Below are 14,016 nucleotides of genomic sequence, written 5' to 3' on the forward strand. Positions count from 1 at the left end.
ACTGCAAAGTTATGTCGAATGATACCGAAACTTTATGATCTTGCCAAATTAATTATCGCACTTTAATGCTTTTTGAAGTTGATCTTTCAGATTTGGTGGTATCCCTTTGATTGTTAAAGTATCTGTAAGAGGATCCCATTCAATACGGTTATTTAATAAATCCGCATCAAAACTTAATGTCACACCTTTACCCGACCCCGAAAATTTCGTTAATGTTTTTAAGGCTGAGCGTACTGGTGGAATGGTTTCCTCCAAGCCGTAATCTTGCTCTTCTGTAAAGGTGACAAAAGGGCGCTCGTTTAGAGTCGGCAAATTCGCTGAAAGTTCAGTTAAGGCAATTTCATCACCGCTTGCTAATTGGCCTTTACAGTATTCAAAGACCTGTTTTTTTACTGCTTGAGTTTGTTCTTTGTTCAATTCACCTTGTTCACAGTAGTCACTGACTGCTTGTAAGAGGCATTGGTTTTGAACTTGTGGATTTAACCCTTCTTCTGCACCTAAGAAATCCATAAAGAAGTCACTAATTTTACGACCAACACGACCTTTAATGAAGGTGAGATAACGGTTTGAGTTTGCGTTTACTTGTAAATCCGTTAAGTTGATACGTGCCGCAATATCAAATTGTGTGATATCTAGATATTCCGTACGGCGAATTTCAAGATTTTCGTCAACTAACATGCTGATACGACTATCTAATAGTGCGATGAATAGGTAATCCGTCGCTAAAAAGTTATATTGGCATAGGATAAGCGTACCGCTGTCTGCAAAATTATATTTGCCCAATTCTTGTGCTAATAATTTTGTGGATTGTTGGCTGAAATTTAAAAAGTCGATTTCATTTTCTAATAAACGATTCAGATCTTGTGCAAAAATGGAATTCTCTTGGAAGACACCAAATGCTTTGCCTTTATTTTGATAACCTTGATGTAATTGCAACATCATTTGTTCGACTTCCGGCGTAATGGTGAGAAGTTCATCACGCAACACGCTTTCCATGGTAGTGGTTTCATTTTCAGCGTGCTTAATTAATTGATGTAGCACGATTTGATTAACCGTAATTCTCATAATTTTTTCCTTCGTAAAATTTACCTTAAATTATAACCGCACTTTTTAAGCAAGAAAAAAGAAATTATTCAGATTGGACAAATTATCGGGTATGATATGGGAAGTTTTTTGTATTTAGAACAGGCTTAAACATTCCAAATGGCTCAACATTCAAAGTATTCCGATGGGCAAGTTAATGCCATCATTAATGACATGATTAGCGTGCTTGAAACTCACAAAGCGCCCGTTGATCTTTCTCTTATCGCTTTAGGCAATATGGCCAGTAATTTATTGACCACTAGCGTGCCAGCCGCACAGCGTGAAGCTTTAGCTCAAGCCTTTGCCAACTCTCTAATGAATTCGGTAAAAATAAAATAAAATGTTTTGGTTTAAAAAGAGCAAATTCAACGGACGTGAATACCGTGAAGAAACCTCACGAAAAATTTCGTGGGGACATTGGTTTGCTTTTTTTAACATTATCATCGCAATTCTTATTGGCAGTCGTTATGCCTTTCTCATTGACTGGCCAGACACCTTACTCGGCAAAATTTATTTCTTCATCAGCTTATTAGGTCATTTCAGCTTTTGTGTTTTTGCCTTGTATTTGCTGGTTATTTTCCCGCTGAGTTTCATCATCAAAAATCACCGCACTTTTCGTGGGCTAACGGTAATTATTGCCACGATTTGCACCACATTACTGCTGTTTGATACAGAAGTTTTTAACCGCTTTAATATCCACCTTTCTTCTATTGTTTGGAATTTGTTAGTGAACCCTGAAAAGGGCGATCTCTCACGGGATTGGCAAATTTTCTTTGCGCCAATGCCGATTATTTTGCTAATCCAAATGCTTTTCTCCCGTTGGAGTTGGGAAAAATTACGTAGTTTAGAGCGTCAGAAATGGCTGAAGAAAGTTGGATTAGTGCTGACTTCCACGTTTGTCGCGACACACTTAATTTACGCTTGGGCGGATGCATTTTTATATCGTCCGATTACTATGCAGCGTTCAAACTTCCCACTTTCTTATCCAATGACCGCAAGAACCTTTTTGGAAAAACAAGGGTTTATTAATGCGGAAACATATTCTCAGCGATTGGAGCAAGAAGGGCGTTTGGATGCATTAAAAATTGATTATCCGAAAAAAGATCTTCAGTTTGAGCAAGTTGAAAACAAACCAAATATTCTCGTGATTACCGTTTCAGGCTTACGTTATGATGCACTAACGAGCGAGAAAATGCCTAAATTATTTGAGTTTGCCACAAGCTCTACTCAATTTACGAATCATTACAGCAGCGGCAATACGAATAATGCCGGCTTAGTAGGCTTATTCTATGGGCTGAATGCAAATTATACGGACAGTATTTTGAGTAATCACACACCGTCGGTATTAATTAAAAAGCTACAAGACGAGAAATATCAATTTGTTGCTTATTCGTCTACAGCATTTAAAGACAGCTTATTTAAACAAGCCTTGTTCCGTAATGTGAAATTACCTAAAGTGAAAGCCTCTTCGCCAAAAGAAGCGATAAATAGCGTTTTATCTCTCTTAAAAGAGGATAAACCTTGGTTTGCTTATGTGGATTTAGATATTGCAGATCAAACGGAAGAAAATTACACCAAATCGCTTGCGGATATTGATCAACAAATTGATGACACTTTAGCATCAGTTTCCTTAGATAATACGATTGTTATTATTACGGCAGAGCATGGTACAACGTTTAATAAGCTGGATGAAAAAGCGCAAGAAAACTATTTTGGTCGTGATGAAATCCAAGTGCCATTTATTGTTTACTGGAAAGATTTGCCGGTACAAGAAGTGACAAATTTAACAAGCCATACCGATTTATTGCCAGCATTGATGTCATCGATCTTTAAAGTGAAAAATCCAATTTCGGATTATGCACAAGGTCGCAATTTATTTGAGCTTAATGGCGATCCTTGGGTGTTGGCGTCGAATTTCCGTTGGAATGTCATTATTCAGCCGGATGGCACTCAATATCATATTGATCGCAAAGGAAACTATAAGAAATTTGACCGCACTTATACTGAGCAATCTTCAAGCCGCCCACCGCTCGGCTTGTTCTTAGATGTCTTCAAACAAGAGCGTTCTTTTGTCAATAAATAGATAGCTTTTTTGTGCTTAAAATCTTATACTTTGCACTCAGTTGAAAGACTGAAAAGATGTTATTAATTAAAATCTGCGAATTTTTCATAACATTGCAAACAATTCACAATAGACCCGATCCTTATTGGGCTTGCTTTTCAATTAATACACTTCTCGTCTCTCTTTTCCTTTCTTTTTTGGCGGAGTTATTATGAGAAATCACGTTCGTAGCTTTAAAACGTTTATTCGAGACGAAATCATTAAAAAAGGTGGCTGGGTCAATGCTCATGCCCACGCAGATCGTGCTTTTACAATGACACCTGAAAAAATTGGCATTTACCACAACAGCAATCTTCAACAAAAATGGGATTTAGTGGACGAAGTTAAACGTACATCAAGTGTTGATGATTATTACGCCCGTTTCTGTCAATCGATTGAGCTGATGATTTCCCAAGGGGTAACGGCATTTGGGACTTTTGTGGATATCGACCCGATTTGTGAAGACCGAGCCATCATTGCTGCACACAAAGCTCGCGAAGTTTATAAGCATGACATTATTTTGAAATTTGCGAATCAGACCTTAAAAGGGGTGATTGAGCCAGAAGCACGCAAATGGTTTGATATAGGCTCTGATATGGTGGATATGATTGGTGGTTTGCCTTATCGTGATGAGCTTGATTATGGTCGAGGTCTTGAAGCAATGGATATTTTACTTGATGCGGCTAAGTCTCGCGGCATTATGTGTCATGTGCACGTGGATCAATTCAACTCACCAAAAGAAAAAGAAACAGAGCAGCTTTGTGACAAAACCATCGAACATGGAATGGAAGGTCGAGTCGTGGCGATCCATGGTATTTCTATCGGTGCACATAGCAGAGAATATCGTTATAAACTTTATGAAAAAATGCGTCAGGCAAAAATGATGATGATTGCTTGCCCAATGGCATGGATTGATAGTAACCGAAAAGAAGATTTGATGCCTTTCCATAATGCCTTGACACCGGCAGATGAAATGATTCCAGAGGGGATTACAGTCGCGTTAGGTACGGATAATATCTGTGATTATATGGTGCCACTTTGTGAAGGGGATTTATGGCAAGAGTTAAGCTTGCTTGCTGCTGGCTGTCGCTTCCCACATCTTGATGCAATGGTTGATATCGCAAGTATCAATGGACGTAAAGTGTTAGGTTTAGAGCCTGTTTAATCCAAAAAATTAGATAGAAGTGCGGTCATAAAACGAAATGTTTTGTGGCCGTTTTTATTTATAAGATAAAACAGAAATAATGCTAATTTGACGGATTTAAATAAGGATTGTAAGAAAGTGGTGGGCGATACCGGTCTCGAACCAGTGACCCCCTCCTTGTAAGGGAGGTGCTCTCCCAACTGAGCTAATCGCCCGATGCACCTGAAAAGGTATTCGGATTTATTTAAACACTAAAATTAAGTGGTGGGCGATACCGGTCTCGAACCAGTGACCCCCTCCTTGTAAGGGAGGTGCTCTCCCAACTGAGCTAATCGCCCACATAAGAAAAGCGTTTAAATAATGGGAAAGTTTGAGCGGAAAGAACACTTTAGAAAAGTGGTGGGCGATACCGGTCTCGAACCAGTGACCCCCTCCTTGTAAGGGAGGTGCTCTCCCAACTGAGCTAATCGCCCGCTTGGTCAAACTTTTACAACATTAAAGCCAACTTTGGAAAAAGTGGTGGGCGATACCGGTCTCGAACCAGTGACCCCCTCCTTGTAAGGGAGGTGCTCTCCCAACTGAGCTAATCGCCCTTAATGCTGTGGATTGGCATTATAAGTATAATGAGATTTCAGTCAATATATTTTTATGAAAAAGCGTCTAGTTGTTGCAAAAATAGGCATAAAATCAGATTTTTTATTTAGAACTCACGCAAGTCGTAGTAAAATAAAGGTAATTTTTGTAAATGAATAGGTTATTAAGAAAATGAAAATTGATCCTCCTTTTGAATTAGATCCGAATGTCAAAGTACGTACGCGTTTTGCCCCAAGCCCGACAGGTTATCTGCACGTGGGCGGCGCACGTACAGCACTTTATTCTTGGTTATTTGCAAAACATAATAACGGTGAGTTTGTACTACGTATTGAAGATACTGATTTAGAGCGTTCTACACCGGAAGCAACAGCGGCAATCATTGAAGGGATGGAGTGGTTAAACCTAGCTTGGGAACATGGTCCTTATTATCAAACCAAACGCTTCGATCGTTACAATCAAGTGATTGATGAAATGATTGAGCAAGGCTTAGCTTATCGTTGTTATTGCTCTAAAGAACGCTTAGAAGATTTACGCCATACACAAGAGCAAAACAAAGAAAAACCACGTTATGACCGTCATTGTTTACATGATCATAGCCACTCATTGGATGAGCCACACGTTGTACGTTTTAGAAACCCAACAGAAGGTTCAGTCGTGTTTGATGATGCTGTGCGTGGTCGTATTGAAATCAGCAACAGTGAATTAGATGATTTAATTATTCGTCGTACCGACGGTTCACCAACCTATAACTTCTGTGTGGTGGTAGATGACTGGGATATGGGGATTACACATGTTGTTCGTGGTGAAGACCACATTAACAACACCCCACGTCAAATTAATATCTTAAAAGCGTTAGGCGCACCAATTCCAGTATATGCGCACGTTTCTATGATTAACGGTGATGATGGCCAAAAACTCTCCAAACGTCATGGTGCGGTAAGTGTGATGCAATATCGTGATGACGGTTATTTACCAGAAGCCTTAATCAACTATCTTGTTCGTTTAGGTTGGGGCCATGGTGACCAAGAGATCTTTACACGTGAAGAAATGATTAAATTCTTCGAATTAGATCACGTGAGTAAATCTGCAAGTGCGTTTAACACGGAAAAATTATTGTGGTTAAATCACCATTACATTCGTGAATTACCTCCTGAATATGTGGCAAAACACCTTGCATGGCACTATAAAGATCAAGGTATTGATACTTCAAATGGTCCAGCGCTAACTGAAATTGTGACGATGCTTGCAGAACGTTGCAAAACCTTAAAAGAAATGGCATCAGCAAGCCGTTATTTCTTCGAAGAGTTTGAAAGTTTTGATGAAGCAGCGGTGAAGAAACACTTTAAAGTAGCGGCGATTGAACCACTTGAAAAAGTAAAAGAAAAATTGACCGCACTTTCTAGCTGGGATTTACATTCTACGCATGAAGCGATTGAACAAACCGCGGTTGAATTAGAAGTGGGTATGGGGAAAGTCGGGATGCCATTACGTGTGGCTGTAACTGGCTCAGGTCAATCACCTTCAATGGATGTGACATTAGTGGGCATCGGCCGTGAACGTGTGTTAGCGCGTATCCAACGTGCCATTGATTTTATTAAATCTCAAAACGCTTAATATTTAGGCTGATAAGCGGGATTTGATTATTTCAATATTGACAGTTTATCAGCCGAAATTTATCATAGCTTGCGTTATTTGGGGATATAGCTCAGTTGGGAGAGCGCTTGAATGGCATTCAAGAGGTCGTCGGTTCGATCCCGATTATCTCCACCAAATTTAAAACCTTGAAACTTAAAGTGAGTTTCAAGGTTTTTTCTTTATAGAAATCTACATTTCTTTTAGATAATTCAAGCCTAATCCATTCATTTGTCCCATAATCCAGCTTTGTTTTTTACGAACTAACGCACTAGGCTTATTTACTTTATAGATGATAGGATTCGGTAAAACTGCAGCGAGTAATGCTGCTTCTGATTGCGTTAAATTCTTTGCCGATTTTTTGAAGTAATAACGGCTGGCAGCTTCCACACCAAAGATGCCATTACCAAATTCTGCAATGTTTAAATACACTTCTAAAATCCGTTCTTTGGACCAAAAGATTTCCATTAATGCCGTTGTGGGAACTTCCAATCCTTTGCGAAACCAACTTTGTCCATGCCAGAGAACGAGGTTTTTCGCAGTTTGTTGAGAAATCGTTGAAGCGCCTCGGGTTCGGTGAGATTTTTCATTAAATTTAAAGGCCTTTTGGATCGCCTCAAAATCAAAGCCCCAATGGTGGGGGAATTTCTGATCTTCAGCAGCAATCACCGCAAGTTGCATATTTGGTGAGATTTCATCAAGACTTACCCAATCATATTTGATTGAATAGCTAAAATCTAACTGTAATAAGTGTCCGATTTTTTGCTGTGCCATATAGGCAGAGAAGGGAACAGGGATAAAGCGGAAGCAAATGAAAAACGCTAGGATTGCGAGAGAAAAACGCCACGCAACCCGTTGCCAATTTTTTTTCCACCAAGATGGGCGAAAAAGAGGTAAAAGTGCGGTCAGAATTCGCTTAGTTTTTTGCAGCTTGCTCATCGAGTTGGCTTTTCACCCAGTTTATAAAATCCGGATCCATTGTTTTGAGCATATTAGAACCACGCGTAATGGTTGCCGCACTGGTATTGAGATTTTGCTGAATCTCTCGTTGTGAGAGGTTTTTATCCAATAACTGAGCCACGATTTGTAAACGCAAACCCACCGCATCGCGCTCATCAGGCGTGAGCAGAAGCGTTAAGAAATCTTGTGCTTTGCCTTGTTCAAATGCGGTTTGCAAAGTCGTGAGGAAAGCATTCCATTGTTCTAAATTGCGACTAATATACATATCAACAATCCTATACTATTAAACTAGTGCGACTAGTATAGCCGATCGTATTCCTCTTTGCTAAAGGTTTGTAATTTTTCTTTGTTTTGTAGGTTTTGATAGTAAAAATCGTAAGTTAATACGTTTTGAACATAACCCCGAGTTTCAAAGAATGGAATGGACGCAATAAATTCATCCATAGCCAATTTGCCATTGGCTCTCGCAAGCCATTTTTCTACACGGCTTGCTCCGGCATTATAGGCAGAGGCGATCAAAATGCGATTATTTGGATATTTAGCATTTAACTCATTTAAGTGAGCTGTACCGAGTAAAATATTATTAAGTGGTTTGAATAAATCTAACTCTCCGTTATAAGGAAGTTGCTGATTTTCTGCCGTTTTTTGTGCAGTACTCGGTAATAACTGCATTAATCCACGCGCATTCGCGGAAGATTGTGCCATTGGATTCCAAGCGCTTTCTTGGCGAGCAATGGCCATGGCGAAGGTTTTGGTGACACGATTATCCACAATGGCTTGAGGTTCTGTTGCGCTAAGGTTCACATTACTGAGGGCAATATCAAAATATTGACTGTAAGCATTTGGTAAGCGTAAGTCGATATAATCCCAAGCTTTTGCAATAATCGAGCCATCTACGCCCAATTCAAACCAATTTTGTTCATTCGCATATTGGCTTAACGCAAGTTGTTTCTCTTGCGGTAATTTTTCCAATAGAGAACGCCAGCGTTGTTTGGCTGCGCCTAATCGATCTAATTGACGTAGTTCTGCAACCTCAGCTAATTCAGTTACATATTTCTCTTGGATATTGGACTCTTGAGGAATTTTAGGCATTTCCAGTTTGTAGGAATGACCTAATTTGACGGCTGCTAACATTGGATAAAACCCACGTTCTCTCGATAAAGCTTCTAATCGTTGTTTCGCATCTTTATCGGATGCTTGAGCAGCTATTTTAGCCATCCAATAACGCCATTCTTGTTTTTGTTTTGCTTCATCTGAAAGTGCATTTAACCAGGCGAGTAAATCTGTTTGTTGCCAAATAGCCGTACGTAAACGACGTTCAATGAGGTTATCTGCATTGAGTTTAAGAATTTCCTGATCGCGCCATTGCACAAAATTAGGACTTTCGTTATCAAAGAAACGGCTAATAAAAGCGATTTTCCAATCACGTAATTCAGTTTCGTCTAATTGCCAAGTCTTAGCCCATTGCTCGTAAGGGATGAAGGTTGGCTCATTCATATTTTCCGGAATGGTTCGTAAATAACGAGCAAAACCTAGCATTACGGCAAATTTATGGATAATTTTATTCGTATTACCATCAATTAATGGCAGGCTCTCAGCGAGTGTTTTCAGATTTGCTGGATTTTTTAAGAGATCCAAATAAAGAGCCAAATCGATATTTACCTGAGCATTTTCTTTCGCACCATCAACTTTTTCTAATTCTTTAGCGAGTATTTCGAGACCTTTCGCATCATTTTTACTAAAAAGCATTTCTGCTTTTTGATAGATCTTCTCTTCAGTGCGTCCACCCTGTGAATACCAAGCCGTCCAAAGTTGAGCATCATTAGGAAGCTCCGCATTGTTAAGCCAAAGTTGTTCATACTCAGATAAAATAGCCGATTTATTCTTATCGTTTGATTGATTTTCTGCTGTTTGATTGGTATTGGCTGCTTCTATTTGATATTTAGCCGTGAGCACGGCAATTTGTGTTTCCAAATTATTTGGCGTGAGTTTGGTGAGAGCTTGAGTATCTTCAGCATTGATTAACAACGTAAAAATGCTTTGTTCTAATTTTCCACGTAGAAAATGAGAGGCATGTTGCTGAATAAATTGTTCAATGTCTGTTCGCAATGCATTCACTTCTTCTCGAGGCGTATCGCGATTAACGGTTTTTACACGTGCATCTAAATAAGCTGCCATAGCATCAGTTTGCAATGGATAGCCTTTTAAGGAATCAATCAAACTCAGGAATAACTTCGAATTATTAGAAACATGATTATTTTTGACCGCACTTTTTAGGAGCGATTCTAATTGCAGAAAAGTCGCACGTTGTTCAATCAGCTTTAATTCATGAGCATGCTGTTGCTGTGCCCATTTGGCTTGTTCTTCTGCAAGGTTAATTTGTGGCACAGTTTCATTTTTGCTTTTATGGGCATGCTGATTAGCCAAAGCTGAGCCTGAAAGTGCGGTTAAAATTAATAACGAAATTGTCGTGTGTTTAAGTGCTCGCATAGGAGATTCCATATAAAGAGAAAGACGGATATTTAGATCCGTCTTTGAGTGTAGAGTTCGTTTTATTTAGAAAACTTTTTTGAAAGGCTTCACAATCACATCACCGTAAACGCCCGCTTCTACGTAAGGATCTTGTGCCGCCCAGTCTTTTGCTGCAGACAGATTTTCGAATTGAGCAATCACAGTCGAGCCTGTAAAGCCAGATTCACCTGGATTTTCATCGTCAATGGCTGGATTGGGACCTGCTGTTAATAAGCGACCTTCTGCTTGTAATTGTTTTAAACGAGCAAGATGTTGCTCACGTACTGAAAGACGTTTTTCTAGAGAGCCAGGAACATCTTGGGCAAAAATTACGTAATACATCATTTCTCCTTTTAACAATTTAATTGTAATTCTTCGATAGAGGCTAATGCGCGTTCCAGTTCAAGATTACTTTCACGTGGAATAGCGCGAGATTTGCCGTCTTTTCCAACCGCGACAAAGGTAAATACGGCATCTGTCACGCAGTAACGTTCCCCAATTGGTTCGCTCGCAACTTTTTTCACCCATACTTCTACCTTGATTTTAATAGAAGAGCGACCCACACTGAGACATTGGCCGTAACAACACACCACGTCACCGACGGCGATAGGCTTAATGAAATTCATACTTTCTACGGCAACGGTAACGACACGACCATGAGCAATTTCTTTTGCTAGAATTGCTCCGCCCATATCCATTTGTGACATAATCCAGCCACCGAAAATATCACCGTTAGCGTTGGTGTCTGAAGGCATCGCTAAAGTACGTAATAATAATACGCCTTTAGATTGACGACCGTCTTTATCGATAAGATTTGAAACCATTATTTGTCCCCGTCATTTTTTTGATCATCTTTAGGTAAGTAACGGTAAATATAAGCACCGCTGACGATTGTTGCAACAAAGGTCATACCAAGTAAACCAAAAGATTTGAAATCAACCCAAGCATCTTCAGACATATTTTGGCTGATATAAATATTTACAAGCATACACAGAATGAAAAATCCTGCCCAGCCTACATTCAATTTGTTCCACACATTATCCGGTAATTGGATTTCTTTGCCTAATAACTTTTTCACCAGTGGCGTATTGAATTGGAATTGTGCAACCAATAACACAATGGCAAAGAGAGCATTAATAATGGTGACCTTCCATTGTAGATATTTGATTTCATTAAAATAAGCAGTAAGCAATCCAAAAAAGACGACAGCAATCGCCATGATTTTTTGTTGTTTCTCAATCACACCATATTTCAGTTTTAGCACAATCATTTGAACAATGGTTGCAATCACTAATACGATGGCAGCATCACGCACACCAAACATTTTGTAGGTGATGAAAAAGAGAACAAGAGGAATAAATTCAAGAAGTTGTTTCATGTTATGCCTTCATAAATAAGCTGTAAAAACGGTAAGTAAATACCAAAATAAACATTTGAAATAATGCAGCCAAGATGCCAACGAGAGCACTTAAAAATGATGAACCTAAGATTGCACCAATGGTGTTCACCACTAAAGGAAGAAGTAAATAAGTGAGTAAAGCATAAATAATTAATACGCCATTACGCTTAATACCCGCACGCCATACTTGTAAAGCACTTTGCCCGATAGATTGATTGGATGCAATGTAATGTACAGGCGATAAGCATAGGCGAACAAAGAAAAATAAACCAAATCCCATTGAAACAAAGGCTAGAGGGGAGAGGGCATTTTTGCTTAAAAATGAGCTCATAACATCAGCAAGGCCAAATAAAAGTGGCAAACTCATAAAAATATCTAAAACGACCACACCTAAAAAACGGCGTAATGTCAGCATGAGACCTTGATTAATCGGATTTTCATTTTGCTGACTAATATGATGAATAGTTGCCATGCCGAAGGTTGCAATAAAAGACATCAACAATTGTTGGAATAAAAAAGATCCAATCAGTGCAGTTGGCTCTACTTTGCTTAATGCATCAATAATGTCCTGTTGTGATGGATTAGGATTATCACCCAAACTTGGCATTGGTACGCTGACTAATGCATTAATTAATTGTGAAACGACGAAAAAACCAACGAAAATCAGCACGGTTTTTCGCTGATTACGCATAAAGTTGAGGCTATCTTGAAAAATCTGAGTAAAGTTAATTGGCATATTATATCCCACAATAATAAAACCCCGATTATACAGGGTTTATTGTTTTTTTCATAAAATCAGATTGTTTAATGGTGATTTGAGTCACTCTTTTCAAGATCGCATATTGCTTTACTCATTAGCGTAACCATTCAGTGGTAACGGCTTGCCGTCTAAATAAGCTTGATTTTCAATGAGTTTTAATCGATCTCCTACAAACCATTTAATCACTAAAGGATAAATGTGATATTCTTGTTCACGAGTTCGAAGCTCTATCTTCTCGACGGTATCACCAGGGAAAATAGGTACTTTAGCCTGTAATACAATGGCGCCGCCATCGATCTCTTCATTGACAAAATGCACGGTTGTACCGTGTTCGCTGTCGCCATTCTCAAGTGCTCTTTGATAAGTATCTAATCCAGGATATTTTGGTAGAAGAGAAGGATGAATATTTAAAATTTTCCCAGCAAAACGTTGTGTGAATGGTTTTGTTAAGATCTTCATGTAACCGGCTAATACAATGAGATCAACATTGAGATCCTCTAAATAGTCACCGATAGCCTTATCCATATCGAGATTGGACGTAAAATCTTGACGTAAAAAAACGCGGCTAGGAATGTCCGCACTTTTAGCGCGTTCTAAGCCAAATGAATCGATTTTATTACTGATGACAGTCATAATCTTTCCTGGAATAAACCCAGTTTGACAAGCCTCAATTATTGCTTGAAGATTTGATCCTTGCCCTGAAATAAGGACGGCAATTTTTTTCATATTATTCTACATAAAAGAAGGGCGAACCTTTCATTCTGAAATTTTCGCCCTGAAATGGAAAAGAGAAATTATTTAATAATAACTTGTGGTTCGTTATCTGTCGCACTTTCGATATGACCGATTAACCAGGCATTTTCACCGGATTGTTTTAAAATCGCTAAAGCGGTTTCCACTTGCGATTGTGGTAATGCAATCACCATGCCCACGCCACAGTTGAATGTGCGGTACATTTCATAGGTTTCAATGTTGCCTTTTTCTTGTAACCATTTGAACACCGGTTGCCATTCCCAGCTACTTTCATCAATAACCGCTTTTGTATTTTTCGGTAATACACGAGGGATATTTTCCCAGAAACCGCCACCCGTTAAGTGCGCAATAGCATGGACTTCCGTTTGTTTGATTAACGCGAGAACAGATTTTACATAGATTTTTGTCGGTGCAAGCACTTGTTCACTTAATGGACGACCATCTAACTGTTCAGTGGCTGGGTTTACGCCAGCAACATCAATCACTTTACGAATTAAAGAATAACCATTTGAATGTGGACCACTTGAACCAAGTGCAATTAAGGCATCACCTACTTTAACTTGACTACCATCAATGATTTCTGATTTTTCAACAACGCCTACACAGAAACCTGCAAGGTCATAATCACCAGTGTGATACATACCCGGCATCTCTGCGGTTTCGCCACCAACTAATGCACAACCAGATTGTACACATCCTTCAGCGATGCCTTTGACCACATCTGAAGCAACATCCACATCAAGTTTTCCTGTAGCATAGTAGTCTAAGAAGAATAATGGCTCTGCACCTTGTACGACTAAATCGTTAACACACATTGCAACCAAATCAATACCGATGGTATCGTGTTTTTTTAAGTCAATGGCTAAACGTAATTTGGTACCTACGCCGTCTGTGCCAGAAACAAGGATAGGTTCTTTATATTTGCCCGGAATAGCACATAATGCACCAAAGCCGCCTAATCCGCCGATGACTTCAGGACGAGTGGTTCGTTTCACGTGTGGTTTAATACGTTCAACTAATTCATTACCGGCATTAATATCCACGCCTGCATCTTTATAACTTAATGATGGTTTGCTCAC

The 14,016-nt window shown here is 39.2% G+C and carries 14 protein-coding genes and 5 tRNA genes; 5 read left to right on the forward strand and 14 right to left on the reverse strand.

The features are described 5' to 3' along the window. Nucleotides 1-48: 48 nt before the first annotated feature. The gene (gene yejK / locus INP93_RS04805) at nucleotides 49-1,065 is read right to left on the reverse strand and encodes a nucleoid-associated protein YejK (RefSeq protein WP_197545287.1); all 1,017 of its coding nucleotides are present in this window, start codon (nucleotides 1,063-1,065) and stop codon (nucleotides 49-51) included. Between the two features lie 138 nt (nucleotides 1,066-1,203). Between yejK and INP93_RS04810 the strand changes: the two genes are divergently transcribed. The 3 genes from INP93_RS04810 to INP93_RS04820 all read left to right on the forward strand — a co-directional run bounded on the left by INP93_RS04810 (nucleotide 1,204) and on the right by INP93_RS04820 (nucleotide 4,349). Further along, nucleotides 1,204-1,422, forward strand: coding sequence for a YejL family protein (locus tag INP93_RS04810; RefSeq protein ID WP_005698664.1), 219 nt, complete (start codon nucleotides 1,204-1,206; stop codon nucleotides 1,420-1,422). A gap of 1 nt (nucleotide 1,423) precedes the next feature. Then, a complete protein-coding gene (locus tag INP93_RS04815; protein WP_197545288.1) occupies nucleotides 1,424-3,166 on the forward strand; it encodes a DUF3413 domain-containing protein in 1,743 nt (580 codons plus the stop codon). Nucleotides 3,167-3,356: 190 nt separating this feature from the next. Further along, a complete protein-coding gene (locus INP93_RS04820) occupies nucleotides 3,357-4,349 on the forward strand; it encodes an amidohydrolase family protein (RefSeq protein ID WP_005696743.1) in 993 nt (330 codons plus the stop codon). A 118-nt stretch (nucleotides 4,350-4,467) separates the two neighbouring features. Here the strand turns inward: INP93_RS04820 and INP93_RS04825 are convergent. The 4 genes from INP93_RS04825 to INP93_RS04840 form a co-directional block, all read right to left on the reverse strand. After that, nucleotides 4,468-4,543 (reverse strand) — tRNA-Val (locus tag INP93_RS04825). A gap of 47 nt (nucleotides 4,544-4,590) precedes the next feature. Next, a tRNA-Val gene (locus tag INP93_RS04830) sits at nucleotides 4,591-4,666 on the reverse strand. Between the two features lie 59 nt (nucleotides 4,667-4,725). Beyond that, nucleotides 4,726-4,801 (reverse strand) — tRNA-Val (locus tag INP93_RS04835). A 44-nt stretch (nucleotides 4,802-4,845) separates the two neighbouring features. Continuing rightward, nucleotides 4,846-4,921 (reverse strand) — tRNA-Val (locus tag INP93_RS04840). Nucleotides 4,922-5,093: 172 nt separating this feature from the next. On the opposite strand from INP93_RS04840, the gene gltX reads away from it, so the two are divergent. Further along, nucleotides 5,094-6,536 carry a glutamate--tRNA ligase gene (gene gltX, locus INP93_RS04845; RefSeq protein ID WP_197545289.1) on the forward strand — a complete coding sequence of 481 codons (1,443 nt, stop codon included), beginning with the start codon at nucleotides 5,094-5,096 and terminating at the stop codon, nucleotides 6,534-6,536. A gap of 80 nt (nucleotides 6,537-6,616) precedes the next feature. After that, nucleotides 6,617-6,692 (forward strand) — tRNA-Ala (locus tag INP93_RS04850). Between the two features lie 54 nt (nucleotides 6,693-6,746). Here INP93_RS04850 and mtgA read toward each other — a convergent pair. From mtgA to purM, 9 genes are all read right to left on the reverse strand, one after another. Beyond that, entirely contained in the window at nucleotides 6,747-7,493 is a 747-nt protein-coding gene (gene mtgA, locus INP93_RS04855; protein ID WP_197545290.1) for a monofunctional biosynthetic peptidoglycan transglycosylase, read from the reverse strand. Further along, nucleotides 7,471-7,779 (reverse strand): trp operon repressor, encoded by a 309-nt coding sequence (gene trpR / locus INP93_RS04860; protein WP_070868744.1) that lies wholly within the window; start codon nucleotides 7,777-7,779, stop codon nucleotides 7,471-7,473. The genes mtgA and trpR overlap by 23 nt, the downstream gene beginning before the upstream one ends. A gap of 32 nt (nucleotides 7,780-7,811) precedes the next feature. Continuing rightward, nucleotides 7,812-10,004, reverse strand: coding sequence for a transglycosylase SLT domain-containing protein (locus tag INP93_RS04865; protein WP_197545291.1), 2,193 nt, complete (start codon nucleotides 10,002-10,004; stop codon nucleotides 7,812-7,814). Nucleotides 10,005-10,070: 66 nt separating this feature from the next. Next, nucleotides 10,071-10,367 carry a YciI family protein gene (locus tag INP93_RS04870; RefSeq protein ID WP_070868746.1) on the reverse strand — a complete coding sequence of 99 codons (297 nt, stop codon included), beginning with the start codon at nucleotides 10,365-10,367 and terminating at the stop codon, nucleotides 10,071-10,073. An 11-nt stretch (nucleotides 10,368-10,378) separates the two neighbouring features. Further along, on the reverse strand, nucleotides 10,379-10,849 hold the full coding sequence (gene yciA, locus INP93_RS04875; protein WP_197545292.1) for an acyl-CoA thioester hydrolase YciA: 471 nt from the start codon (nucleotides 10,847-10,849) through the stop codon (nucleotides 10,379-10,381). Next, nucleotides 10,849-11,403 carry a septation protein A gene (locus INP93_RS04880; protein WP_049372960.1) on the reverse strand — a complete coding sequence of 185 codons (555 nt, stop codon included), beginning with the start codon at nucleotides 11,401-11,403 and terminating at the stop codon, nucleotides 10,849-10,851. Before INP93_RS04880 ends, yciA begins: the two co-directional genes overlap by 1 nt. Nucleotide 11,404: 1 nt before the next feature. Then, nucleotides 11,405-12,160, reverse strand: coding sequence for a beta-methylgalactoside transporter (locus tag INP93_RS04885; RefSeq protein WP_197545293.1), 756 nt, complete (start codon nucleotides 12,158-12,160; stop codon nucleotides 11,405-11,407). A 111-nt stretch (nucleotides 12,161-12,271) separates the two neighbouring features. Then, a complete protein-coding gene (gene purN / locus INP93_RS04890; RefSeq protein WP_197545294.1) occupies nucleotides 12,272-12,910 on the reverse strand; it encodes a phosphoribosylglycinamide formyltransferase in 639 nt (212 codons plus the stop codon). Nucleotides 12,911-12,978: 68 nt separating this feature from the next. Then, a complete protein-coding gene (purM, locus tag INP93_RS04895) occupies nucleotides 12,979-14,016 on the reverse strand; it encodes a phosphoribosylformylglycinamidine cyclo-ligase (protein WP_197545295.1) in 1,038 nt (345 codons plus the stop codon).

Origin of the sequence: Haemophilus parainfluenzae (assembly GCF_014931415.1) — a bacterium.
Classification (GTDB): domain Bacteria; phylum Pseudomonadota; class Gammaproteobacteria; order Enterobacterales; family Pasteurellaceae; genus Haemophilus_D; species Haemophilus_D parainfluenzae_AF.